The organism is Novosphingobium sp. BL-A-41-Hi4B-X5A (assembly GCF_055521705.1).
Genome location: NZ_CM145500.1, coordinates 366,453 through 390,830, shown reverse-complemented (window position 1 = coordinate 390,830; position 24,378 = coordinate 366,453). Strand labels below are relative to the sequence as shown.

17 protein-coding genes are annotated in these 24,378 nt (G+C 64.3%); 6 read left to right on the top strand and 11 right to left on the bottom strand.

The annotated features are described in order from the left end of the window. Positions 1 to 29 precede the first annotated feature (29 nt). Positions 30 to 1,007, bottom strand: a complete 978-nt coding sequence (locus tag ACZ1JY_RS01660; protein ID WP_465130160.1) for an N-acetylmuramoyl-L-alanine amidase family protein — start codon at positions 1,005 to 1,007, stop codon at positions 30 to 32. Positions 1,008 to 1,550: 543 nt separating this feature from the next. Between ACZ1JY_RS01660 and ACZ1JY_RS01655 the strand changes: the two genes are divergently transcribed. The 3 genes from ACZ1JY_RS01655 to ACZ1JY_RS01645 all read left to right on the top strand — a co-directional run bounded on the left by ACZ1JY_RS01655 (position 1,551) and on the right by ACZ1JY_RS01645 (position 6,336). Beyond that, complete coding sequence (locus tag ACZ1JY_RS01655; protein ID WP_465130159.1) at positions 1,551 to 4,352, top strand: Rne/Rng family ribonuclease; 2,802 nt, start codon at positions 1,551 to 1,553, stop codon at positions 4,350 to 4,352. A gap of 140 nt (positions 4,353 to 4,492) precedes the next feature. Then, positions 4,493 to 5,629: a ThuA domain-containing protein gene (locus ACZ1JY_RS01650; RefSeq protein ID WP_465130158.1), complete on the top strand. Its 1,137-nt coding sequence runs from the start codon at positions 4,493 to 4,495 to the stop codon at positions 5,627 to 5,629. A 74-nt stretch (positions 5,630 to 5,703) separates the two neighbouring features. Then, positions 5,704 to 6,336, top strand: a complete 633-nt coding sequence (locus ACZ1JY_RS01645) for a class I SAM-dependent methyltransferase (RefSeq protein WP_465130157.1) — start codon at positions 5,704 to 5,706, stop codon at positions 6,334 to 6,336. Positions 6,337 to 6,610: 274 nt separating this feature from the next. On the opposite strand, the gene ACZ1JY_RS01640 is transcribed toward ACZ1JY_RS01645, so the two are convergent. Further along, positions 6,611 to 8,266, bottom strand: coding sequence for a family 43 glycosylhydrolase (locus tag ACZ1JY_RS01640; protein ID WP_465130156.1), 1,656 nt, complete (start codon positions 8,264 to 8,266; stop codon positions 6,611 to 6,613). A 520-nt stretch (positions 8,267 to 8,786) separates the two neighbouring features. On the opposite strand from ACZ1JY_RS01640, the gene ACZ1JY_RS01635 reads away from it, so the two are divergent. Genes ACZ1JY_RS01635 through zapE form a run of 3 tightly spaced genes read left to right on the top strand, consistent with a single transcriptional unit; the run spans position 8,787 to position 11,183 of the window. Beyond that, complete coding sequence (locus tag ACZ1JY_RS01635) at positions 8,787 to 9,569, top strand: succinate dehydrogenase iron-sulfur subunit (RefSeq protein WP_118074092.1); 783 nt, start codon at positions 8,787 to 8,789, stop codon at positions 9,567 to 9,569. A gap of 4 nt (positions 9,570 to 9,573) precedes the next feature. Beyond that, entirely contained in the window at positions 9,574 to 10,053 is a 480-nt protein-coding gene (locus ACZ1JY_RS01630) for a PaaI family thioesterase (protein WP_465130155.1), read from the top strand. Beyond that, the gene (zapE, locus tag ACZ1JY_RS01625; RefSeq protein ID WP_465130154.1) at positions 10,050 to 11,183 is read left to right on the top strand and encodes a cell division protein ZapE; all 1,134 of its coding nucleotides are present in this window, start codon (positions 10,050 to 10,052) and stop codon (positions 11,181 to 11,183) included. Before ACZ1JY_RS01630 ends, zapE begins: the two co-directional genes overlap by 4 nt. A 270-nt stretch (positions 11,184 to 11,453) precedes the next feature. Here the strand turns inward: zapE and ACZ1JY_RS01620 are convergent, their stop codons facing one another. The 9 genes from ACZ1JY_RS01620 to ACZ1JY_RS01580 all read right to left on the bottom strand — a co-directional run bounded on the left by ACZ1JY_RS01620 (position 11,454) and on the right by ACZ1JY_RS01580 (position 24,377). Continuing rightward, entirely contained in the window at positions 11,454 to 13,736 is a 2,283-nt protein-coding gene (locus tag ACZ1JY_RS01620; RefSeq protein WP_465130153.1) for an EAL domain-containing protein, read from the bottom strand. An 82-nt stretch (positions 13,737 to 13,818) separates the two neighbouring features. Next, entirely contained in the window at positions 13,819 to 15,708 is a 1,890-nt protein-coding gene (locus tag ACZ1JY_RS01615) for an XrtA/PEP-CTERM system amidotransferase (RefSeq protein ID WP_465130152.1), read from the bottom strand. 11 nt (positions 15,709 to 15,719) lie between these two features. Beyond that, the gene (xrtA, locus tag ACZ1JY_RS01610; protein WP_465130151.1) at positions 15,720 to 17,288 is read right to left on the bottom strand and encodes an exosortase A; all 1,569 of its coding nucleotides are present in this window, start codon (positions 17,286 to 17,288) and stop codon (positions 15,720 to 15,722) included. Next, positions 17,275 to 18,504, bottom strand: a complete 1,230-nt coding sequence (locus ACZ1JY_RS01605) for a TIGR03087 family PEP-CTERM/XrtA system glycosyltransferase (protein WP_465130150.1) — start codon at positions 18,502 to 18,504, stop codon at positions 17,275 to 17,277. Before ACZ1JY_RS01605 ends, xrtA begins: the two co-directional genes overlap by 14 nt. Further along, complete coding sequence (locus ACZ1JY_RS01600; RefSeq protein WP_465130149.1) at positions 18,501 to 19,556, bottom strand: FemAB family XrtA/PEP-CTERM system-associated protein; 1,056 nt, start codon at positions 19,554 to 19,556, stop codon at positions 18,501 to 18,503. Before ACZ1JY_RS01600 ends, ACZ1JY_RS01605 begins: the two co-directional genes overlap by 4 nt. Continuing rightward, positions 19,553 to 20,440: an XrtA system polysaccharide deacetylase gene (locus tag ACZ1JY_RS01595; RefSeq protein ID WP_465130148.1), complete on the bottom strand. Its 888-nt coding sequence runs from the start codon at positions 20,438 to 20,440 to the stop codon at positions 19,553 to 19,555. The genes ACZ1JY_RS01600 and ACZ1JY_RS01595 overlap by 4 nt, the downstream gene beginning before the upstream one ends. Positions 20,441 to 20,463: 23 nt before the next feature. Further along, the gene (locus tag ACZ1JY_RS01590) at positions 20,464 to 21,714 is read right to left on the bottom strand and encodes an XrtA/PEP-CTERM system-associated ATPase (protein WP_465130147.1); all 1,251 of its coding nucleotides are present in this window, start codon (positions 21,712 to 21,714) and stop codon (positions 20,464 to 20,466) included. Between the two features lie 18 nt (positions 21,715 to 21,732). Then, positions 21,733 to 23,433: a porin family protein gene (locus ACZ1JY_RS01585; RefSeq protein WP_465130146.1), complete on the bottom strand. Its 1,701-nt coding sequence runs from the start codon at positions 23,431 to 23,433 to the stop codon at positions 21,733 to 21,735. A 5-nt stretch (positions 23,434 to 23,438) separates the two neighbouring features. After that, entirely contained in the window at positions 23,439 to 24,377 is a 939-nt protein-coding gene (locus ACZ1JY_RS01580) for an AAA family ATPase (protein WP_465130145.1), read from the bottom strand. Between the last annotated feature and the right edge of the window lies 1 nt (position 24,378).

Below are 24,378 nucleotides of genomic sequence, written 5' to 3'. Positions count from 1 at the left end.
AAGCCAGAGCCAACCTGCCGCCAATCCGCTCAGCGAGTGGCAGGACCCTCAGATGTGCCCGCCTGAGGCACGTTAGCCTGAGAAGTACCGGCCTGGCCCTCGGCAAGGAAAATCGCGATCGCGCGCGCTACCGAACCGGAAAAGACCCGCCGCCACGCCGGATCGCGCATTTTCTGGGCATCGTCCACGTTGCTGATATAGCCTGCTTCGATCAGGGCTGATGGCAGGTCCAACGACTTCAGGACAACAAACGCCGCCTCGCGTTGCGGCGTCTGGTGAAAGCGCACCGTGTCCTGCCCTTCCCTGACGACCAGTTGCCCGAACCGCAACGACCGTCCCCGCATTTCCCGCCGCGCCAGATCGACAAGGATCGAGGATACTTGCACCCCCTGCCCGTCGAGGTTCACGCCATTGACGGTATCAGCCTTGTTCTCCCGCGCCGCCAGCGCCTCGGCAACGCCGTCCGATGCCTTGTCCGAAAGCGTGTAGACCGTCGCCCCTTGCGCCGAGTCATTCTGCGCAGCGTCGGCATGGACCGATATGAACAGGTCTGCGGCAAGGCGGTGCGCGATGTCGGCGCGCTCTTCCAGCACCAGAAACCGGTCCGAGTTCCGCGTCATCGCCACCCGCACCTTGCCCTCGGCCAGCAGGGCATCGCGCAGGGATTGCGCCAGCAACAGCGTCAGGTCCTTTTCACGCTCTCCCGCCGAACCGCTCGCGCCGGGATCATGGCCGCCATGCCCGGCGTCGATCACCACCAGAGGCCGGCTGACATCGGCCGGCCCTTCAACCGGCGGAAGCCCGACGCGCCCGCCGCTCGGCGGCATGTCCAGCCGCAGCACCGAACGCGGTTCGATCTCGGCAAGACCCGATGAAAACGCCGCCCACATCAGCGCCGCCGCCGCAACCGGCGCGGCAAAGACCGCGATCAGGACCCCCTTGTTCTCCATCTTCTCCGGTCTATGCCCCGCCCCACCCCTGCCGGTCCAGACCGAAAAGGCGCGCATGGTTAACGGGTCGTTCCCGGCATTGTTTTAATTGCCGGTTTGCAATTGGGGTGCTAGCACCCATCTACCGGGGCAAGCCAGCACCGGCGCATCCACGCCGAAACCGCCGGAAAGCGCACATTTGCGCCGCGGTGGGCGAGGGAAGGCCCGCTGGTGAAGATCCCGCCAACGTGGAGAGAAAGAAGCGCAAGCGCCCTCCTCCACGCGACAAGGTTGATGCCGTGATGATGAGCCGCGTTTCGTTCCTGCCTAGCTGCCCCACCGGGGCGGTCGCGGCTTGGACGCTTGCCGGCACGCGCACTTCGCCGCGAGTTGTCTTCACAGCAGACACAAACCAACCGCCGCCGGGCGGCGAGCGACAGGGCAAGGCAGTCGATACGCTGCGCGCCACAACGCTCCGATCCGGCAAACCCGCATTCGCGAATGGCATTGGCAACGGAGCGATCCGTGCAACTGCCATTCGTGCATCCCAAACGAACCGCGCCAGAAACGCATTGGTAGCCCCAGAGGCAATCCAGCGGCGGCGCGGCTGGAGTATTTGTAATGACCACGCGCATGCTGATCGATGCGCGCCACCAGGAAGAAACCCGGGTGGCGGTGCTGAAGGGCAATCGGATTGAGGAATTCGACTTTGAATCTGCGGATCACAAGCAGATCAAGGGCAATATCTACCTCGCCAAGGTAACCCGCGTAGAACCTTCGCTTCAGGCGGCGTTCGTCGATTTCGGCGGCAATCGCCACGGGTTCCTCGCGTTCAGCGAAATCCACCCTGACTACTACCAGATCCCCAAGGAGGACCGCGAGGCCCTCCTGGCCGAAGAGGCCGCCCACGCCGAGGAAGAGGCCGCCCTGCGCGCCGCCGAGGACGCCGAGGACGAAGACTACGCCGATGGCGAAGGCTACGACTCCGATGAGGGCGTGACCGAAGTCGACACGTCGGAGAAGGACCAGGTCGCCACCATCGAAGGCGGCGTCGTCGAAAACGGCTTCGACCACGAAGGCGAAGAGGGCGACGAAGGCGAGGAAACCTCGGAAGCTTCGGACGAAGGCGAAGAGGCCGACAGCAACCGCCGCCGCGGCCGTCAGGGCCGTCGCCGTCAGGGCGGTCGCTCGCAGGGCAAGGAAGCCGACGAGCTGCGCGCCAAGCGCATGGCACTGCGCCGTCGCTACAAGATCCAGGACGTGATCCAGCGCCGCCAGGTGCTGCTCGTCCAGGTCGTCAAGGAAGAGCGTGGCAACAAGGGCGCCGCCCTCACCACCTACCTCAGCCTCGCCGGCCGCTACTGCGTGCTCATGCCGAACAGCAGCCACGGCGGCGGCATCAGCCGCAAGATCAGTTCCTCGGCTGATCGCAAGCGCCTGAAGACGATCATTTCCGAAATGGAACTGCCGCGCTCGATGTCCTGCATCGTTCGCACGGCCGGCCTCCAGCGCACCAAGCCCGAAATCAAGCGCGATTTCGACTACCTCGCCCGCCTGTGGGACGAGATCCGCGAACGCACGATGCGCTCGGTCGCGCCCGCACTGATCCACTCGGACTCCGACCTGATCAAGCGCGCCATCCGCGACATCTACAATCGCGAGATCGAGGAAGTCGTGGTCGAGGGCGAGCATGGCTACCGTGCCGCCAAGGACTTCATGAAGCTCCTGATGCCGAGCCACGCCAAGCGCGTGAAGGCCTATGCCGATCCGGTGCCGCTGTTCCAGCGCTATGGCGCGGAAGACCAGCTCACCGCGATGTACGATCCGGTCGTGCAGCTCAAGTCGGGCGGCTACCTCGTCATCAACCCGACCGAGGCCCTCGTCTCGATCGACATCAACTCGGGCCGCTCCACCAAGGAGCACGGCATCGAGCAGACCGCGGTTGCCACCAACCTCGAAGCCGCGCGCGAGATTGCCCGCCAGCTGCGCCTGCGTGACATGGCCGGCCTCGTCGTGATCGACTTCATCGACATGGAATACGGGTCGAACATCCGTAAGGTCGAAAAGGCGATGAAGGACGCGCTCAAGAACGACCGCGCCCGCATCCAGGTCGGCCGCATCTCGGGCTTCGGCCTGATGGAAATGAGCCGCCAGCGCCTGCGCACCGGCGTGCTCGAAGCGACCACCCGCGCCTGCCCGCACTGCGATGGCTCGGGCCTCGTCCGCACCGCTTCGTCCGCCGGCCTGTCCGCGCTGCGCCTGATCGAGGACGAAGCCGCCAAGGGCAAGGGCAACGTCGTCACCCTCTATGCGTCGCAGGAAGCCGCGATCTACGTCCTCAACGCCAAGCGCGGCGATCTGGCCGAGATCGAGGAGCGCTATGGCGTCACTGTCGAAGTGATCCCCGAAGGCGAGAACGAAGGCGCCAAGATGCGCGTCGCCTCGCGCGGGCCCAAGCCGGAATTCGTCCCCCGCTTCGAACCGATCATCGAACCTGAAGAGGACGATCTGGTCGAAGAGGACTTCGATGACGAGGAAGAAGCCGAAGATCAGCCCCGCCAGCGCTCGCGCGATGGTGAGGAAGGTGACCGCGAAGGCCGCCGCAAGCGCCGCAAGCGCCGCCGTGGTCGCAACCGCGATCGTCGTGAGGAAAATGGGGAGAGCGAAGGCTCGGCCGAAGAAGCTGACGATGCCGAAGGCGAAGAGGCTGAAGGCGGCGAAGCCGAAGGCACCGAAGGCGCTCGCACCGATGAAGGCGATGATGGCAACGAGCGTGGTCCACGCAAGCGCCGCCGTCGCGGTCGTCGTCGGCGCGGTGGCCGTGAAAACGGCGAGGGCACTGGCGAACACGCTGAAGGCGATCAGGCCGAAGATGGTGCCGAGCAGGCCGAGCCTACCGAAATCTCGGCAGACCCCGCCCCTACCGAGCCGGTCGTTGCCGAGCCGGTCGTCGCCGAACCGGTCGCAGCGCCAGTCGAGGCCGAAGCCGCTCCTGCCGCAGAAGCAGCACCGGCCAAGCCCAAGCGCACCCGCAAGAAGAAGGCTGACGTCGCGGTAGAAGCCGAAGCTGCCCCGGCAGCCGAAGAAGCTCCCGTCGCTGCACCAGCGGTCGAGGAAGCCGCCGCACCTGCGCCGGAAAAGCCCAAGCGGACCCGCAAGAAGAAGGTTGAAGCCGCTCCCGAAGCGCCTGCACCTGAAGCTGAAGCTGCTCCCGCCGAAGCCCCTGCAGCCGAAGCTGAAGTCCCGGCAGAAAAGCCCAAGCGCACCCGCCGCAAGAAGGCCGACGCTGTCGCCTCCGAAGCTGCTCCGGCCGAAACGGTCAGCGCCGAAGCTCCGGTTGCCGAAGACGCCGCATCCGAAGCGGAGGCAGGCGAACAGTCTGCACCGCGTCGCGGCTGGTGGCAGCGCACCTTCGGCGCCTGACAACAAGCCAAGGCCCCAAACCGAAAGGCCCCGCCAGTCTTGGCGGGGCCTTTTGCTATCGGGTAAGCGCACCACCTCACGCTGTTGACCGGCGCTGTCGGCCCCGTCATGGTAACGCAAACAGCATTCGGGAGACGGACATGCGCAAAGGATTCCTGCACACGGCGGCAGCTGTCGAATTGGCCCTTGGACTGGGCTTGAGCGCGACGGCCCATGCCGCGCCGGTGCTGGATTGCCCGCTGGGGCGGCAGCCATTGTCGACGCAGTCCCCTTTGGGTGACGTCCTGGTCGTCCCGGCAGCGAAGGCCGTCGTCGAGGCGGCTTCCCCCGGCCTGTCCGACGCCATGATGCACCCCTTCAACGGCAACGCCCTGCCCCCCGGCTTCGAACGTATCGTCACGCCGCGATCGGTCCTGAGCATGATCGGCAAAGGCGATACCGCGCTTGCCGCCCGCCTCGACAAGGACCTTGCCAAAGTGCGGCTGACCACGGCCGACGTCGCCGCCCGCTGCCGTACCTACGATCATGACCGTCCCGCCATCCCCGCAGACCTGCCTCGCCCGGCCATCCTCGTCTTCGGCAAGATCACCGGCTTTCGCGATTCTCCCTCGGTCAACGCTGCCGAGGCCGCGCTCAAGGGCATTGCCGCACGCCATGGCTGGGGCATCGTCTTCACCGACCGCGGCGGCGTGTTCAACGCAGGCGACCTTGCCCGCTTCGATGCCGTGGTGTGGAACAACGTCAGCGGCGATGCCTTGACCTTGCCTCAGCGCGCTGCCTTCCGCCGCTATATCGAAAACGGCGGCGGCTACGCCGGCATCCACGGTTCGGGCGGCGATCCCCAGTTCTTCTGGGACTGGTATGCCGATACCCTGATCGGCGCGCGCTTCATCGGCCATCCCATGGCCCCGCAGTTCCAGCAGGCCCGCGTCGTCATGGAAGACCGTGCCCACCCGGCAGCCCATGCCCTGCCCGCCGAATGGCGCATGACCGAGGAATGGTATTCCTTCGATCGCAGCGTGCGTGCCCTGCCACGCACCCGCGTCCTCGCCTCGCTCGACGAAAGCACCTACAACCCGGGCGAAGGCTTCGGTCGCAAGATGGCCATGGGTGACCATCCCATCGCGTGGACCCGCTGCCTGGGCCGTGGCCGCAGTTTCTACACCGCCATCGGCCACCGGCCCGAAAACTACAGCCAGCCCGAAAGCCTGCAACTGCTCGATCAGGGTATCCTCTGGGCCATGGGACTCAGCACGGAAGGCTGCACCACAAAGTGAAACCCCCGGGCGCGGCCAATTGCGCCGCGCCGCTCTCTTTGCCAGTCTGCTCGGATAACAGACGGGGAAACGGGATGGGACTGAAAGCCGTTTGGGACGCGCACGTCGTTCCGCGCATGATCAAGTGTGCCTGTGCTTCGCCGAACATCATGGAGCTTCGCGCCGGCGTCGTGCCCCGCGCGCAGGGCCGGGTGTTCGAGATCGGCTGCGGTGGCGGACTCAACCAGCAGTTCTATGATCCCGCCCGCGTCACCGGATTTGCCGGGATCGACCCATCAGGCAAACTGCTCGACTATGCGCGCGAAGCCGCCGCCCGCAAGGGCTGGCAGGCCGACATCCGCGAAGGCGTGGGCGAGGACATTCCCTTCGGTGACGAGACCTTCGACACCGCCGTCTGCACTTACACGCTCTGTTCGGTCGATGATCCGGCCAAGGTCCTGTCCGAACTGCGCCGCATCCTTAGGCCCGGCGGCACCCTGCTTTTCCTCGAGCACGGCCTCAGCCCCGATGCCGACGTGGCGAAATGGCAGCGCCGGGTCGAGCCTGTCTGGAAACCCCTGATGGGCGGCTGCCACCTCTCCCGCGCGGTCACCGCCCCGGTCCTCGGCGCTGGCTTCCAGCTCGAACACCCCGGCCACCAGTACATGCCCGGCATGCCGAAATGGGCGGCGTGGATGGAATGGGGCGCCGCCACCAAACTGCGCTGACCCCATTCCTCCCCGGTGCGCCTGTCCCTGCGGAGGCCGGGAGGAAGAGGGACCATCGAAGATGGTAGAGGGGCAACCCCGCTTCAATTCCTCCCCGCCCCGGGGAGTGGGACCACCGCAGGTGGTGGAGGGGCACTCGCAAGACCACACACCCGCACGTCCCGTCCCGCTAATCCTGCGCCTATCGAAGGATCATGCGACGTCTGTTAGGCGGAAGATTTCCCGCACATCCAGGGCGCGCCAGCCCGAAACTCGCAACAGGCTGGCACGTCCGTCACTCCAACGCGCGGTAACGGAAGTCGCGGAACAGGACGCGCCCGTCGCCGGCTGCAAAAAGCGCAGGCCGCAGGCTCAGCAGGTTGTCGACAGTGTTGGCGTTATAACCGGTCACTTCCGAGCGTACCCCGTGGCGGGTCCAGTTCTTGCCATCGAGGCTATAGTAGAAAGTCACCACCTGATCGCGGTTGGTGATGCGCATGAACATGCGGCGGGCCGGTGGTGCAGGCTCCGGCCAATAGGACGCCTTGCCACCGCGATAGCTGGTCATCCGCGTGCCATCGATGGCCATGCCGAGGTAAAGCCGGTCGTCAAAGAACAGCAGAAGGCCGCCGGTGACCTGGCCTTGAAGTTCGACATCCACGGTCACCTCGTAGGCGCGGTCACCGACCTGCTGGGTGACGACCACGCCGTTCGACGGACCGGTGCCCTTGGCCGTCAGCGAAAGTGTGCGATCGGCAACGGCGATGCGGGCTTTCTCGGCAGGCGTGCTACCGTAAAGGCTCCACAGCGTGCCGAAACGGTCGCTCTCGAAGGCGTCGGAATGCGGCATCCCATGCACTTGCGCCGCAGCCGCAGGCTTGGGCAGCGGCTTCGAAAGGTCCCCGCCCGTCGCGCGGAACCATCCGTCGGCAGTCCATTCGATCGGTTCGAGCAGGGTCTGGCGGCCGAGCGTGTGATAGCCGTTCTCATAGCCGTGGTAGATCATGTACCACTTGCCGCCCGGCCCTTCGACGCACGTGGCGTGCCCGCGTGACCACCACATTTCATCCTTCGAAAGCGTGCGCTGGATCGGATTGTGCGGGCAATGCTCCCACGGTCCGTTGATCGAGCGCGACCGCGCCGCGACGATCATGTGACCGGTGGCCGGGCCGCTGGTGCCGCCGACCGCGTTGACCAGATAGAAATAGCCGCCCTTGCGGAACAGCTTCGGGCCTTCAGGAGACCACGCCTCGGTGATCCAGTCATCGGGATATCGCCAGGCCTCGTAGACGGTCTCGACCGGGCCGGCCGTGGCAAGGCCATCGGCGGTGAGGCGAACGCGCTTGCCATCGTTGAAGAATAGGTAGCGGTGGCCGTCCTCGCCGACGACGTGGCCCGGGTCGATCAGTCCGCCAACCTTGAGGTCGATCGGATCGCTCCAAGGGCCGGCCATCGAAGGCGCATGAATCACGTAAGTGTTTGCGAAACTTGGGAGATCGGGCGACCATGGCGCTTTCATGAAAGGGATGTAGATGAAATAGCGCCCGTCATGCTTCGCGATGTCGACCGCGAATACCGTCCCCAGTGGCTTGGCCAGAGCCGGGCCGACCGGACGCCAGTTCACCAGATCGCGCGAGTGCCAGATCAGCAACCCCGGTGCGGAATCGAACGAGGAATGCGTCATGTAGTAGTCGTCGCCGTCCTTGAGCACGGACGGATCGGCGTAATCGCCCGACAGGATCGGGTTCAGATAACGGCCATCACCCAGGTCTGCGATGCGCTGGCCTTCGATACCAGTTCGCCACACGGGTGAGGCTGCAGGCTTGGATTTGCCAGCGGAACATGCCCCCGCGGACTTGGCGGAAGCGCTGGCGCGAGACCCGGGCAAGCCTGCAATTGATCCCAAGACACCTGCTGCGGCAAGCTTTATCAACGTTCTGCGCGATTCCACGACCCACTCCCAGAAATTAGGATGCACATTCTATTTCATAGTGGAGAGCCTTGCAATCCGACAAGGACATTCCTCGAACAACTGGTCGGCGTCTTTGCAAATGGAGACAGCCGACCCTCTTTGCTGTCCTACACGACGGCGAAATGGCATGGTGGCGAAATGAGCGCCCAACCCTCTCCGCCTGCCTTCCGGCCCGAAACCTCTCGCAAGGATCCCCCCCATTTTTCCGAAGGACAAATGGGGGGGGGCAGTCGCCCCAGCGACTGACGGGGGGGGACCACCCCAAACTCCACTTCACATATGCGAACAAAACCTGAACGCCGCGTCAGGAATCCCCCGAAACCGCCCGGGACCGGCCCACACCGAATTTCCCTGAACAGTGTAAACCCCGTAAACCCCTTTTCGCATCCATGAAGAGCCGCACCTCTACCAACGGGCAGTTCAGAGCCTCTTGCCCCCCGCGCTGCAATCGCTAAGGACGACTCAGCAAGCCGCAAAGCACGCAACACAGGACAGAACGATGGCGACCTTCTCGCTCCCGAAGAACTCCACGATCACCGGCAAGGCCCGCCACCACGCGTCGGCCACCAACGGCAAGATCCGCAAGTTCAAGGTCTATCGTTACGATCCCGACAGCGGCGAAAACCCGCGTTACGACACGTTCGACATCGATCTCGACCAGTGCGGTCCGATGGTGCTCGATGCGCTGATCAAGATGAAGGGTGAACAGGACCCCACCCTCACCTTCCGCCGCTCCTGCCGCGAAGGCATCTGCGGTTCTTGTGCGATGAACATGAACGGTCGCAACGGCCTTGCCTGCACCACCGCGATCGAGGACCTCTCGGGCGAAATCCGCATCACCCCGCTGCCGCACATGGAAGTGATCAAGGACCTCGTCCCCGATTTCACCCACTTCTATGCGCAGTACGCTTCGATCCGTCCGTGGCTGCAGACTGTGTCGCCCACGCCTTCGGGTAAGGAGCGCCTGCAGTCGCCCGAACAGCGTGAAAAGCTCGACGGTCTCTACGAGTGCATCCTGTGCGCCTGCTGCAGCACCTCTTGCCCGAGCTACTGGTGGAACTCCGACAAGTTCCTTGGCCCCGCCATCCTGCTCCAGGCCTACCGCTGGCTGGCCGACAGCCGCGATGAAATGACCGGTGAGCGTCTTGACGAGCTGGAAGATCCCTTCCGTCTCTATCGCTGCCACACCATCATGAACTGCGCGAACGTCTGCCCGAAGGGTCTGTCGCCCGCGCGTGCCATCGCCGAAATCAAGAAGATGCAGGCCGAGCGTCTCGTCTGATCCGGTGAGTGCGCAAGCTTTCCGTTACGAACCGGCCGAGGATCACCCCGGCTGGTTCACCTGGAACCTGACCGACGAGACCCGCTTCAACGCCCAGACGATGGGCCGGATGCTGACGCGGATCGAGGAAGGCGCCGACGGCATCCGCCGCGCCCGCCTGCGCATGTTCCCGGAGCGCCGGCACTCCAACCTGCTCGATGCCGTCCACGGCGGCGTCACGCTCGCTCTCATGGACATCGCACTCTTCGCCGCCATGCGCACGCTCCTGTCTGGCGACGCTGCAGGCTCTGTCACTCTCGACCTGTCCAGCCAATTCATTGGCGCAGGCCGAATCGGCGAGCCTCTCGATGCGGTAACGGAAGTGCTGCGCGAAACCGGGCGCCTGGTGTTCTTGCGCGGTCTCGTCGTCCAGGGCCAGGACACCATCGCCGCCTACAACGGCACGATCCGCAAGCCGAGTCCGAAAAAGTCGATCGGACGATGACATCAGTCCTGTCCCGCTACCGCGAGCTGGTTGCCGCGGGTGAACTGCGGCCCGACCCTGAGCAGGCCGCCGCTGCGGCTCGGCTAGACGCGCTGCAGCAGGAATTGGAAACGCCGCCGCCCGCGCCCAGCCTGTTCGGCAAGCTCTTCGGTGCAAAGCCCGCGCCGCCGCCGCGCGGGGTATACATGTGGGGCGGCGTCGGCCGAGGCAAGTCCATGCTGATGGACCTGTTTCACGACAACCTGAACCTGCCCGCCAAGCGCCGTGCGCACTTTCACGAGTTCATGCTCGACGTCCACGCCCGCCTGCGCGAGGAGCGCAAGAAGGAAGGCGGCGATCCGATCCTGCCCGTGGCCGCGGCAATCGCCGCGGAAACGCGCGTGCTGTGCTTCGACGAAATGGTCGTCAACAACAGCGCCGACGCCATGATCATGAGCCGCCTGTTTACCGCGCTGATGGTCGAGGGCGGTGTAACAGTTGTCACCACCTCCAACCGCGCGCCGCAGGATCTCTACAAGAACGGTCTCAACCGCGAACACTTCCTGCCGTTCATTGCACTGATCGGGAGCAAGCTCGACGTGCTGACCCTGAACGGGCCTACGGACTACCGGCTCGAACGCATGAAGGGCGTCGGCACCTGGCACGTGCCGGTGGGTCCGGAATCGACGGCAAAGGTCCGCGAAGCATTCTTCCGGCTGACGGACTATCCGCCCGAGGACAGCGAGCATGTCCCGTCTTGCGACCTCGACGTCGGCGGCGGCCGCAAACTGCACGTACCGAAGAGCCTGAAGGGCGTCGGTGTGTTCAGTTTCAAGAAATTGTGCAGCGAAGCGCGTGGAGCGGCGGATTATCTGACAATCGCCCGCAACTTCCACACCGTGATCGTTGTTGCGATACCGCGTCTGGGCCCGGAACTGCGCAACGAGACAGCGCGCTTCATCACGTTCATCGACGCGCTTTACGAGCATAAGGTAAAGCTGATCGCCACGGCCGACGCCGAACCGGCGGAGCTTTACGACTGGGGCGGAAAGGGCGACGACGAAGGCCGGTTCATGTTCGATCGCACGGTCAGCCGCCTGATCGAAATGCAGAGCCAGGACTATTTGGCGCTAGGCCACGGCGAAGGCTGACGGGTCGGCAGCGTCAACCATTGACGCGCAGGCTGTTAACCACGAATCGGTTCAGACTTCGCGGTCGCTAAAATGAAACAGGCGCTGCCGCTTAGGAAGCGGGCAGCGCCTTTTCGTTTAACCCCTTGTTTTCAAAGAAAACCAGGGCCGAAATTACATTACTGGAAGATCCAGCGCAGGATTTCGATAACGGCGTTTACAGCGGACATTCGTGCCTCCATCCACGATTGGAGACACATGGTTAACACCGACTTGGATGGTTAACAACTTCTAAACGACACCAATTCGGCGCTGTCCCATTTTGAGAAGCCCCTGATAGAACTCTGGAAAAGCTTGCGGCCGGCCAAGGAAGTAGCCCTGCCCCACGTCACACCCCAGATCGACGAGGGCGCGGTAGGTCGCTTCATCCTCGATTCCCTCTGCCACGACGGTTTGGCCAAGAGCATGTGCCAGACCAATGGTTGCGCTGATGATGCTGCGTTCGCGATCGTGAGTCAGCAGGCGCGAGACGAAGCGCCGATCAAGCTTGAGTTCGTCGCTCGGCAAATCTGCAAGGTACGCGAGGCTCGCCTCACCGGTCCCGAAATCGTCAATCGAGAGGCGGAAGCCCATGGCCCGAAGTTGGGACAGGTTCTGAACTGCGGCGGGACGATTCCGCACGCTCGACGTTTCTGTCACTTCGATCGTCAAAAGCCTGGCATCGATGTTTCGACGACGGACTATCTCGACAAAGTTCGAGACAAGGGACGGCTTGTCCACCATCTGCGCCGACAGGTTGATGCTCATCTGAAAAGGCCGACCGGCTGCGTTCAGAGCTAGTGCAGCCGTGATCGCCTCGTCCACCACCCAATAGGTCAGGGCATCAATTCGCCCGGCGCGCTCGGCTTGCAGTATGAACGCATCGGGCGCGATCGGACCACGGGTGGGGTGATTCCATCGAATCAGAGCCTCAGCACCGCAAGGGCCACCCAGTCGCATGTCCCACTGGCTTTGATACGCGAGCCAGATCTCGCCGTTGCGCAGTCCCTCATCGATGCGGGCATGGAGCGAAAGCTCCCAACTCGCTTCGGCAAGCCGTTCCGCTTCGAACAGTTCCACAGAGCGGCCAGAACTCAGCGCATCGTTCGCACTCGCGAGGGCCGAATTCACGCGAGTTTGAGCATCCAGCCCTTCATTTCGATCGAGGCCAAAATGGATGTTGGTGTCAAACGTGTAGGTACCGATCTGCAAAGGCGCCGAAAAAAGCGCTCGCAAACCTTCAAGATGATTCAGCTGCATCTCGAGTGGACGCGCTTCCTCGGTCCACGCGAAATGACCACCTTCACCGTTGAAGATCGTCTCGATGCCCGAGCCGACTGACAATCTCCTCGCAATCTGGCGAGCGCATTCTCCATGAAGATCGCGGGGCAAGGTTGCGAGAATTTCCTCGTAGCGACCGATGACAGCGACGATGACGTCGCGTCCGACTTCGAAAGGCTGCGCGCTAAGCGCCAAAAGGTTGGGCAGGCCCGACGTGCTGGTATGCTGGACGCGGCGCACGCGCAATTGCCAGACGCGAGCACAGCCATAGATCACGAGCGACAAGAACGCCGCGCCAGTATCGACAGTGATACCGATAAGCTGGAGAGCCGGAGCAACTACGAAAGGCGCCAGCGCTGCAAGAGCATGCAGTGCGAACTTCGACTTGCGTGAACTTGCTCGAGATCCCGCTTTGATCAGCAACCATACGATGACCAGCAGCGGAAGTTGCCCGAGAGAAAGCGAGATCGGCTTGGCCAGCCCGGATGCCCCGGCGATATCGACGGCCAGAGGGTGAATGCGTCCCTTGCCGTAATAACCGATTGTCGGGACATTCTGGGACTGCGTGACCACGATGGTACGACCGGTCAGCAGCCCAGGCGTGTAGGCACCACTGAGCAGCATCCTTTCGCTGACTTTCGGGATCGTGTCCGGCTCGACCAGGAAATCGGGTTCGAATGTGTCCTGAAGCCCGGAGTATTTGCCAGCAAGGGATGCCGCAAACGTGGGGTATTCGCGTCCGGCGATATTCACCGAGTACGGAGACGACACAGCATAATCGATAAAGTTGCCGTTCCACACAGAGACAACAACTGGCGCCACGTCCGCCAGCGCCTTGGGCGGCATGCGCACATCGCGGAGCGTGAACTGGTGGCCGAGACTCCCGACCGTCTGGCCACGCGCCACCAGCGAGACCCCTGGCCCGAACGAACTGATTGTTTCAGCCAACAGTCGATCGCCGGCAGCATCCGTGCCGTACTTTACTGGTGCGTCGACATAGACCCGATAGGGCATCTGGGGACGAAGTTGCTGAAGTACCCGGGCAAGCCTGGGGGTAGCAACCGTATCAGAATCGGGGTGGCCACTGTCACTCTCAAGTTCGACGATGACCGTGGAGCCGTTGGCTTGGTGTTGGTTCAGTTTGTACCTGACGTTCCAATAACCGTGATCAATTGGCGTCAAAAAATCGGTAAGCGCCAGCAACGCCGGGATCAGCAGCGCGAGATACAGGGGGGTGCGCAGTTTCTTCAGCATGGACCCACGGGCGTTGTTTCCACACCCGATTAGTCCGCAATGGTGAAGATCACCTTACCAAGCAAATAGACTTAATGGCCGGTCAACCAAGGCGATCCAACGATTTCCGCAGCATGAGAAGTTGCCAGATCAATCGGCAGTGATCCGCCCGGCCCGCAATATGGGCTTCGGCAAGCGCGTCGATACGCGTGCTGTTGAACCAGCCCGTGGCAGCCAGCGAACCGCTGGCGGCAAGACCGCGCGCTTCTCCCGCCAGTGGGCCGCGCAGCCACTGCGCAATCGGCGTGACGAAACCCATTTTCGGGCGGAACAGGACGTCCTGCGGCAGATACCGGCGCATGGTCTGCTTCATCAGCCACTTGCCGGTGCTGCCGCGCACGCGCATTCGCTCCGGCAGGCGTGCGCCGAACTCCACAAGCCGATGATCGAGCAACGGTTCGCGCGCTTCCAGACTTACCGCCATGCTGGTGCGATCGACCTTGGTCAGGATGTCGCCGGGCATGTAGAACTTGAGGTCGGCATACTGGGCGCGGTCAAGGCCCGAGCGGGCGGGAGCCTTGCGCATCAATTCCATCAGCGGCTGTTCGGCGCGGTATTCGCCGCGCAGTGTCATGAAATCCGGGGTATACAGCGTGTCTCGCAGGTCTGCCGAGGTTACCGCAAGAGCACGTGCGTAACCTTCTTCGCCGCTGCCGGCGAGGCTGAGCAGCGTTGTCTTTGCACGAAAGGGGCGCGGCGCCCAATCGGCCTTCGGCCATAGGCGCCCCATGGTCCCGAACACCGGCTGTCGTACTGCCGCTGGCAACAGGCCCCTCGCCTGTTCCTCGCGGTGCTGGAACGTCTGCCTGCGGTAACCGGCGAATGCCTCGTCCGCGCCGTCGCCGGACAGGGCGACTGTCACATGCTCGCGCGCCAGCTCGCAGACCCGGAATGTCGGCAGCGCCGAAGCATCGGCGAAAGGCTCGTCGAACATTTGCGCTAGCCGATCGACCAGCGAGAAATCCTCGGGCGAAACCGTGCGTTTCCAATGCTGGGTGCGATACTGCGCTGCGATGCGATCAGCATAGGCGGTTTCATCGAGCGCGGCGACATCGAAGCCAATCGAACAGGTCTTGACCGGTGCCGTGCTTGCCTCGGCCATCAGCGCCACGACGCTCGAACTGTCTACCCCGCCCGAAAGGAATGCGCCCAAGGGCACGTCGGCGAGCATGCGCGACGTGACAGCCTCGCGCATATGGTGAAGGAGATGGGCTTCGAGATCCTGCTGGCTGCCGGTGGCACGATCGGCAAAGGACACGTCCCACCACTGAACCGGCGGCGACGGCGGCGCATCGGCTCGAAGCAACTGGTAATGCCCGGCAGCCAACTTCTGCACGCCCTTGAGGATCGAGCGGTGATCGGGGACATAGCCCCAGGCAAGGTAATCTTCGACAGCGAGCGGATCGATCTCGCGCCGCAGCGATGGATGTGCGAGCAGCGCCTTGAGTTCCGAACCGAAGATGACGGCGCCATCGGCCAGGCGCGCCGTGAACAGAGGTTTTACGCCGAAGCGGTCCCGCGCCAGCAAGGTGCTGCGCCGGCGCAAGTCGTGCAGCGCGAAGGCGAACATGCCATGAAGACGCGGGAGGCAAGCGACGCCCCAATGCCGCCACGCCTGGAGGATGACCTCAGTATCGCCATCGGTGCGGAAGCTTGCGCCGAGCGCTGTCAGATCTGCGCGAAGTTCCCGGTAGTTGTAGATTTCGCCATTGAAGACGATGACCGCATCGCCTTCAGCGGCAAGCATCGGCTGGGGCGATCCGGCGAGGTCGATGATGGACAGGCGGCGATGGCCGAGGCCCACGCCCGGCGCCGTCCAGACGCCTTCGCCATCAGGCCCGCGGTGGGCAATGGCATCGCACATCCGCCGGACCCTTTCCGGGTCGACAGGCTTGAGCCCTTCGGTATGGATGATTCCGGCTATTCCGCACATGCGAACGTGACCTAGCGCCCTGTGGCCGTGCGGTCCATCCACGCTTCGAGCGGCCCGATCGTGGCAATGGCTGCGCGGAGGGAGGCTTCGGCAGGTGGCTGGCCGGGAACCCCGTCTTCCGCCGACAGGATCAGCGCGGCCGTGCTGCGGGTCCGCAGCAGCAGGCGATCGGCGATGTTGCCAAGCTTGAGGCGGGTGTTGCTGCCGGTGAACAGCGGACCCGAGCGATAGTAGGTCTCGGCAAGGCGATGCACCGGGCCTGCCGCCTGGATGCGCTCGGCATGGCCCCCGGCGAGCGGAACGGCGGACCTTTCCCACGCCCAACCGCTGTCGAGAGGAATTGCGCCCTGACCGAAGCCACCCGCCTCGCGGCCATCTGCCTGCGCTGCGTAGAGCGCGAACGAGATGTCTACGACATGGCCTGAACCATCGCGGAAGCGGCCGAGGAGGACGTGCGATGCGCCGGTGTGCAGCGGTTTCCACGGCGCCTGAGGTGAATAATCGATCTGCTGCCAGCCCGGGATCGGGGCAAACTCTATGCGCGCGGGCATTGTCGCCTCAAGCCGACCGGCCCATGCGCTCCACCCGGTGAAGATCAGCGCCAGAGCAGCAAGCGCCGCCAACGCTCTCTGCGGCCCGATCCGATACTGGGAAAGCGCGCTCAGCAGACGGTTGGCCTTGATGGATTCGGCATCGATCATGCGGTCGTCGATCGCGCGATCAAAAAAGCGCCAGGCGATGACCATGACCATGACCATGACCAGCGCGAAGAAGATCCAGCCGTAGAAGATATGATCGAACCCGGCGGCAAATTCGATGCCGCGGTGTTCGGCGATGAAGATGGTGCCCCAGGCCCGCACCCCGTTCGCCAGGATCGGCATGGCGATGCTCAGCGCCATGAAGGCGATGCGTCGGCTCCACGAAGCGAAGCAGACGTTGGCGACCAAGGCGCCATAGGCGATCATCGCGATGAGGAATTTGACGCCCGAGCAGGCCTCGGCCACTTCGAAATAGCCGCCCGGCGTGGTGATGAACACGCCTTCGATGTGCGCCGGGACCTGGCTTGCGTCGAGCAGAGCCATTGTCATGTGTGCGGTGATCGTCTGCAGGTATGGGATCAACTCGTCGCCGGCCGGGACCAGAAAGAGAATGTAGGCGATCGGAAAAAGCAGGCCCGCGCAGACCCTCGGGCCGAGCAGCACCACAGCGCTCGCCTGCGCCATCAGGACGACGCCGAGCTGCGTGGCTAGTGACAAGCCCGCAAACGTCCCGAGCAGCCACAGGAACGCCGACCCTGCGAAGAAGACCAGACCGGGCCACCAGCCCTGCGGCTCAAGTTTCACCACCTCGCGCCAGCGCAGCGAGATCAGCCACGCGAGTATGAAGGGGATGAGGAGGACGTGATTATAGGTCGAGCTGTCCCACCACTGCAGGAACATCTCGCGCCAGTCGGAAGCGAAGAGTGCGACGTTGCCGGCCCAGGCAATGGCAAGGCAAGCGAGCGCGCGCCGCCACGTTGCGGGCAGATTTGCCCACCTGCGCTGGAGCGGGGCGTTCAGGGTCAGATCAGGCTGCGACACGTGAACCCTCAGGCCCCGCAAGGCCGAGCAATCCAGCGAGCGGGGCGAGGACCCCTGCCCAGCCACACTTCTCCACGACGAAAGCGCGGGCGGACTGGCCGATGGTCCCGGCACGAACCTTGTCGTGAAGCAGGCTGAGCGCGGCCTTTGCCAAAGCGTCGGCACCATTGGCGACGACCAGTTCCTGCCCATCGCGCGCAGGGATTCCGGTAGCGGCTTCGGGCGTGGCCAGCACCGGGCGGGCCATGGCCATGGCTTCAAGGACCTTGTTCTGTACCCCGCGCGCGATGGTCAGCGGTGCAACGACGAGGTCGGCTCCGGCAAGCCACGGGCGCACATCGATGACTGCACCGGTCACGCGAGTGCCGTGAACGCCTTCAAGGGCGCGAACGGCGAGGGTCGGCGCGCGGCCTACAACATTGAAGCGGGCCTGCGGGAAGACCGCGCGGATCTGCGGCATGACTTCACGGGCGAACATTTCGACGGCGGCGACGTTGGGCGGATAGTCCATCTGGCCGGTGAAGGTCAGCTGCGGCCCCTGCCCTTCAAGCTCGGGCGCCTTTGGCATCCCTTCGGGATCGAAGAAATCGGTATCAATGCCGTTGCCCAGCGCGAGGACCGTTGGATTCGCACCCGGCGAAAGACGCTGGCGGAACAGCGCGGCTTCCTCGGGCGTCACCAGCAGGCTTGCACTGACACGGCGGGCAACATCGCTTTCGAAGCGGGACAGTAGCCGGGCTTCGCGAGAGTAGAGCAGGCCAAGCGGAAAGCGTGCCTGCTGCGCGTAGGCCTCGAATTTGGCCGAATCGACGTCAACGAAGTCCATCACGACGCGGCCCGGAAAGTCCGCAGGGACGTACTGCGCCATCTGGCTGGAAAAAACGTAGATCGCCGAGATCGGGCGGGCGGCAAGAACTGTCGCCACGTAAGCCGAAATGCGCTTGTCCGCGAAGGCCGTCAGGCTGACCGGCTTGCCCGACGCCAGCGCCTCAAGCGCAGCGATCTTCAGCGAGCGCGACCGCCGGACGAGGCAATACGAAGCGGCGACGGTGGCAAGGTCCGGCTCGTGCCCCATGTCGCCCTCGTCATCGGCAAAGCACGCGACGTGAGCCGGTGCGAGGCCAGCAATGTGTCGCAGGACATGGCACGAGCGGATCTTGTCACCGCGATCGGGCGGAAACGGGATGCGATGGGCGAGGAACAGGACCTCGCTCATGCCAGGCCTTGCGCGATCAGCGGGCCGACACGATTGGCGAAGCCAAGTGGCAGCTTCTGCCACAATGCGATCTTGGCCTTGTAGCGCGGGCTAAGCGGGTTGACGTCACGCGGGGCCTGCCCGTCGGCTGTCCACGTCGCATAGGCCAGCGGTTCTGGCGTGAAGCCCCAGTTGCGCTTGAAGTGGTAGGCGCCGGTATCGACCTTTGACCTGCCGAAATCGAACCGGTCGCACCCACGCGCACGGGCGTGGTTCATCAGCGCGTAGTACATCACGTCATTGGCGCGCATCGTCCGCGCCGCGAAAGTGCCGCCGCCCCAATAGGGCATGACTGCGCCGCGATGATACAGGCTCAAGACCGAGGCAAGCGGCTGCCCTTCGTGAAGCACGGTCAGGATATCGGCCTCGTCAGCGAAAGCTTCCATGACCGCATCGAACAGGCGTTTCGGAAAGACCGGCGTACCGAGATTGCGCACAGACTCCGCGTAGACCGCGTAGTGCATGGCGCGGTCATCGGCGCTGTTACCCGTCCGCACTTCCATGCCGTGGCCAAGGCCGCGCCGGACTTCGGCGCGCTGCTTGCGCGGGATGGCGAGCAGTTGCGCTTCATCGTCGGAGGCGAGCGCGGTAACGAAGCCCGCGTGGCTGTCAGTCTTGACGTGCCAGCCCTCACCTTCCGGCAAAGGCCCCCCGCGAAGCTCCAGCGTCGGGCAATTCAGCCGTACTGCCAGTTCCTGCGCGGCGATGAACAGCGCCGGGCCGCTCTCGCCGACAACGCCGCCGCCGACACCAAAGCCGGTAGAGACCAGCGCGCGACCGAACAACGGCGAGTGGACTTCATGCATGGGCAGCACGGCGCGGATCGCAGCGTCCTGTTCCGAAATCAGGGTATGGGTGCGGTGACCGGTCGAATGCTCGACCGCGTCCAGCCATTCTGGCCGGTGAAACGCGGTGGTATCGGGATGGTCCGCGAGAAAGCGGGCGATGGCCGCACTGTCACCGGGATCGCCTAGGCGAACGACAGAACTTGAAGGAAAGAACGGCGCGTTCATGCCGCGCGGCTTTCCGGAATGCGCGCAGCTTCGCTGGCCGCAACCTCGTCCATCCGACCCCAGCGGAACTCTCGCACCAGTCGCGCCAACTTGGCGGCCATGACGTCGAGATTGGTATAGTGCCGCAGCTTCGACTTGAGCGGCGCAACCGGCGGACGCGGCTGATCCGGATCGATTTCCCAGGGGTGGAAATAGAACACCGCCGGGCGGCAATCGCGTTCGTTGACCTGCCGGATCGCCCACCGGGAAACGGCATAAGGCAACAGCCGGAAGAAACCGCCACCACCCGCCGCCATGCGACGGCCGGCGACTTCGGCAGTCGTGACCGGAATCTCGATCAGGTCAGCGCCTGCGACCGGACGGAAGGCAAAGCGCGGTGCCTCGCGCCAGCCATAGTGGTCATGCACGATCGGCGCGACCGAGGAGGAATAGGCGTAGCCCTGCTCTGCCAGCACTTCATGCGCCCAGGGGGTGCGGGCATCGATGGAGAAACTCGGCGCGCGATAGCCAGTGACGCGCTGCCCGGTGGTGTCTTCCAGCACCTTGCGCGCGCGCTCGATATCGGCGGCAAAAGCTTCGCGGCCCAGCGAGAAGACGCGCTCGTGATCCCAGCCATGGCTGGCGATCTCGTGCCCTGCCCCAGCGATCCGGCGCATCATCGCGGGATAGCGCTCGGCAATCCAGCCGAGGGTGAAGAATGTGCCCTTCACGCCAGCTTCGTCGAACAGCGCGAGGATCTGCTGGCAATTGCGCTCGACGCGGCAAGCGAGCCCGTCCCAGTCCTTGCGATCGATCACGGTTTCGAACGCGCCGACCTGGAACCAGTCCTCGACGTCGACCGAGAGTCCGTTGAGTACCCGGCCGTTCAGCACCCCGGACGACATTGCTCTACCCCTTGCAGCAACGCTCAAGCAGCGGCGCGATGGAAGTCTTCAGCTTCGATCCACTCGATCAGCATGGTCAGCGTATGGCGGATCGCCTGCTCCTGCTCGCTGGTGCGCGATTCGAGCGCGGCAATCGTGCGCTGCGCTTCGGCAAGCGCCGCCAGAACGCCTTCATCGCCGGGACGCGCTTCGAGAGCGGCAATACGGCGGTTGGCTTCCTCGAGCTGCGCGGCGAGATCGAAGTCCGGCAGTGGCGCGACCGGCGCGGCGCGCATGTCGGCCAGTTCGATGATCGCTTGCTGCAATTCGGCAATCTGTTCGTCACGCTCGGCCAAAGCCGCGCGCCACGCGCTTTCGTCGATGGCCGGCACGTCAACGGCAGCAGGAGCAGCGGCAAGTTCAACCTGTGGCACTTCGGCCAAGGGAGCAGGTGTTACCGAGACTTGCGGCTTGCCGAATGCGCCATCGCCGGCAAGGTCTGCCAGCACGGCTTGCAGCATCGCCGCGTCGATATGATCGCGCTGTTCGACCGCGCCCATCAGCATCAGACGGTTGACGATCTGGTTGACCCGGCGGGGCACGCCACCGCTGGCCTTGGCAAGATCGGCATAGACGCGCGCATCGAACTGCGGACGCCCCTGCCAGCCGACCAGAGCAAGGCGATGCTCGACATAGCTGCCGACTTCGGCTGGCTCCATCGCGTCAAGATGATGCGAGGCGATGACGCGCTGGCGCAGTTGCTCGAGCTCGGGCGAGGTCTGGATCAGCATGCGGAATTCGGGCTGGCCGAGCAGCAGGATCTGCAGCAGCGGGTGCGCGCCCAACTGGAAGTTGGAAAGCATGCGCAGCTCTTCGATCGCTTCGACCGAAAGGTTCTGCGATTCGTCGACCACCAGCAGGCAGCGACGGCCCTCGCGGGCTTCGTGATGAAGGAACGCCTCGATCTGTGCGAGGGCGGTGGCCTTGTCATGGCCGGCCACTTCCAGCCCGAAGGCGCGCGCGGCGACATGAATCAGTTCCTCGCCATCGAGCGCGGAAGTTACGATCTGGGCGGCGGTGAGTCGCTGGCGGTCAACCGTCGCCATGAGGTGCGCCGCGAGGGTCGATTTGCCCGCGCCGACCTCGCCGGTAATGACGATGAAGCCTTCCCCCTGGGCGAGGCCATAACCGAGGTAAGACAAGGCCTTACGGTGCGTTCCGCTCTCAAAATAGAAGCGCGGATCGGGCGTAAGCTGGAACGGACGGCCGGTAAGTCCATAAAATTCATCGTACATCGAAGCCGTCTCCGGGCATCAGAAGGAATAGCGCAGGCCAACAAGGCCCGATGCGATTACTTCGTCTTCAATCACTTTACGGTTAACACTGTCCAAACCGACCGCTGCGGTCGCCACGAGGCGGTCTGTCAGGTTGCGGAAGTAGGCAGCGTTGACGCCGACAGTGGTCACGTCACCGAGGCTTGACGCCCCCGATTGGAACCACGCGGCATAGGCCGACACGCCAAAGCTCGACCGGCGGTCGATCGGGCCGTTGAGCCCGGCGTCGACATAGAAGCTTTCGTCCACCACGCCGTTTGCAGCGCCAAGAACGGAGTCCTCACGCGCGATGTACTTCCGGCGGATGTAGCCTGCGCCTACCCCGGCCTGAAGGCGGCCGATGCGGTGGGCATAGGTGACGTTCACGCCGCGCGCGCGGAACACCGAACTCGCGACCGAGGACAGCGCGTTGTTGACGCAGCCACCGGATTCGGAACCGATCGCGCAGCCGCTGATCTGGCCGTTGAACGGATCGCGGTTGACCTGGAAATCGGTCGGCAGATCACGCAGTGCACGGTTCACCTGCCCGCCGAAGCCCGAGACGTTGTCGTAAACCGCAACGGTCAGCGAACTGCGCACGTTCGGGTTGTAGGAAAAGCTGCCGTAGTAGGTCGTGCTGTCATAGCGGCGACCGACGAAAGCAGAGAGCGCGGTGCGACGGCTCGGCCGCCACATCACGCCGGCATCCCAGGTAAAACCTTCAGTGTCGTAAGCCAGCTTGCGCGCTTGCGACTTGTCGGTGACATAGCGGCCATTGCTGCCGATGACCGGATCGCCATTGGCATCGCGCACTGCGTCACGGGCCGACACTTCGACGTCCTCGTAACCGACCGCCCCGACCAGTGCGAGTTCCATGGTGACGGGATATGTCACCTGTACCCCGGCGCGCATGTCGCGCACGCGCTGGTCGAGATTGGTGACGTCTTCCTGATAGTACGATCCGCTGGCGGTGATACCGACCGGCAGCACGGTATCAGGTGCTACGCCTGCCGAGACTTGCGCGGACTGCGACACGGAATCGTCAAAGATGTCGGTCAGTGCCTGCCCTGTCGCCAGCTGCAGCGCGTCCTTCTGCTGCACCTTGGTATAGCCGAGGATATAGGAGCCGGAGAGCGCGACATCGCCCACATGGGTCGAAACGGCGGGTCCGGCGTAGAGCGAGTAGACCTGGCTCACCGCGTCGTTGGCGGCGATCGGATTGAGCGTCGATGCGCCGCTGCCCTCGACGCGGGTACGGGCGGCAAGCCCGCCAGCTTCGACCGAGAGGGTGCGCGGGATCAGGTCATGCTTGACGCGAGCAAGGCCGGACAGCGTATCGCCATCGCGCACGCGATCAGTCTGCGAGATGCGCCTCTCGTAGCGGACCGACACGGCGCCCTGGGTGCGGCGACCGCTGAGCGTCATGTCGACGCCGGCCGCGATGGTGCTGTAGGTCAGGACTTCGTCGCCGGGCGAGAGTTCCCACAGGACGTTCTGCGTCGCTTCGATGTAGGGTGTGATCGTGGCGCGGGGGCCGCCCCCGGCCCCGCGCGAGGTCAGGCCGCCACCCTTTCGCGGAGCATCGGCCTTGCCCGACGGCGCATCGCCATCGACACTCTCGTAATCGAGCGACTGCGCCTGAAGCGGGCCAGCCACGAGCATGGCTCCGGCCAGCGCGAGCAGGCGCACAGGAAGCCGCATCCGGGTCATTCCTTGTATCCGTAGTAAGTGCCGAAGCGGCGCCCGGTGGTCGAGAACCGGGTGCCGTTAAGCAGGAGCTTGATGTCATCGCATGCCGAAAGCAGGCTCACCGCATCGCGCAGCGCGGCCTCGCCGGTCATATCGGCCCGCACCACCATGACGGTCTGCCCGACATGGTTGGCCAGAACGCTGGCAGGCGAAGCGGCCAGCACCGGCGGCGAATCGAAGATGACCACGCGGTTGGGGGCGTGGGCCGTAAGCCGGGCCAGCACATCCTCGGTCCGAGCCGACGCGAGGTACTCGGTGTCCGACCCCGTCGCATTGCCTGCAGGCAGGACGTAGAGCCCGGCGATGTCGGTGCCGATCACGCAGTCTTCCACGGCAATGTCCGGATCGGCCAGCGCGTCCATCAGGCCCTTCCCGCCCGGCAGGCCGAGAGTCGAGAGAACCGAAGGCTTGGCGAAATCGGCATCGACCAGCAGGACTTCGGTGTCCTTCTCCGCCGCCATCGAGAGCGCGAGGTTGACCGCACAGAACGTCTTGCCCTCGCCCGGATGGGCCGACGCGACGAGGATGCGCTCGCCGTGCTCGACACGCTCATCCGCAGCGGTGCGCAGCAGCTGGCGCTTCACGATGCGGAATTCCTCGAGCAGGCCAGTGACACCGCCCTCCGGTTCGATCAGGCACTGCTCGCGCAAATGCGCACGGTCGATCGCGTGGCGCTCCCCGGTGAACGGGCGCACCGGTGGTTCGGACCTGACGACCGGTTCCGGCATGACAGGTTCGGCCATCGGCTTGGCCACTGGCACGACCTTCGGCACCGGCGCAGGCGGCAGGTCCGGCACAACCGGGCGCGTCAGCGTGCGGAAATCGAACGTCCCCGAGGCACGCTCGATCAGCGAGGGGCCGCTTGCCGGGAGAGGGATCTTGCTCTGATCGGTCATC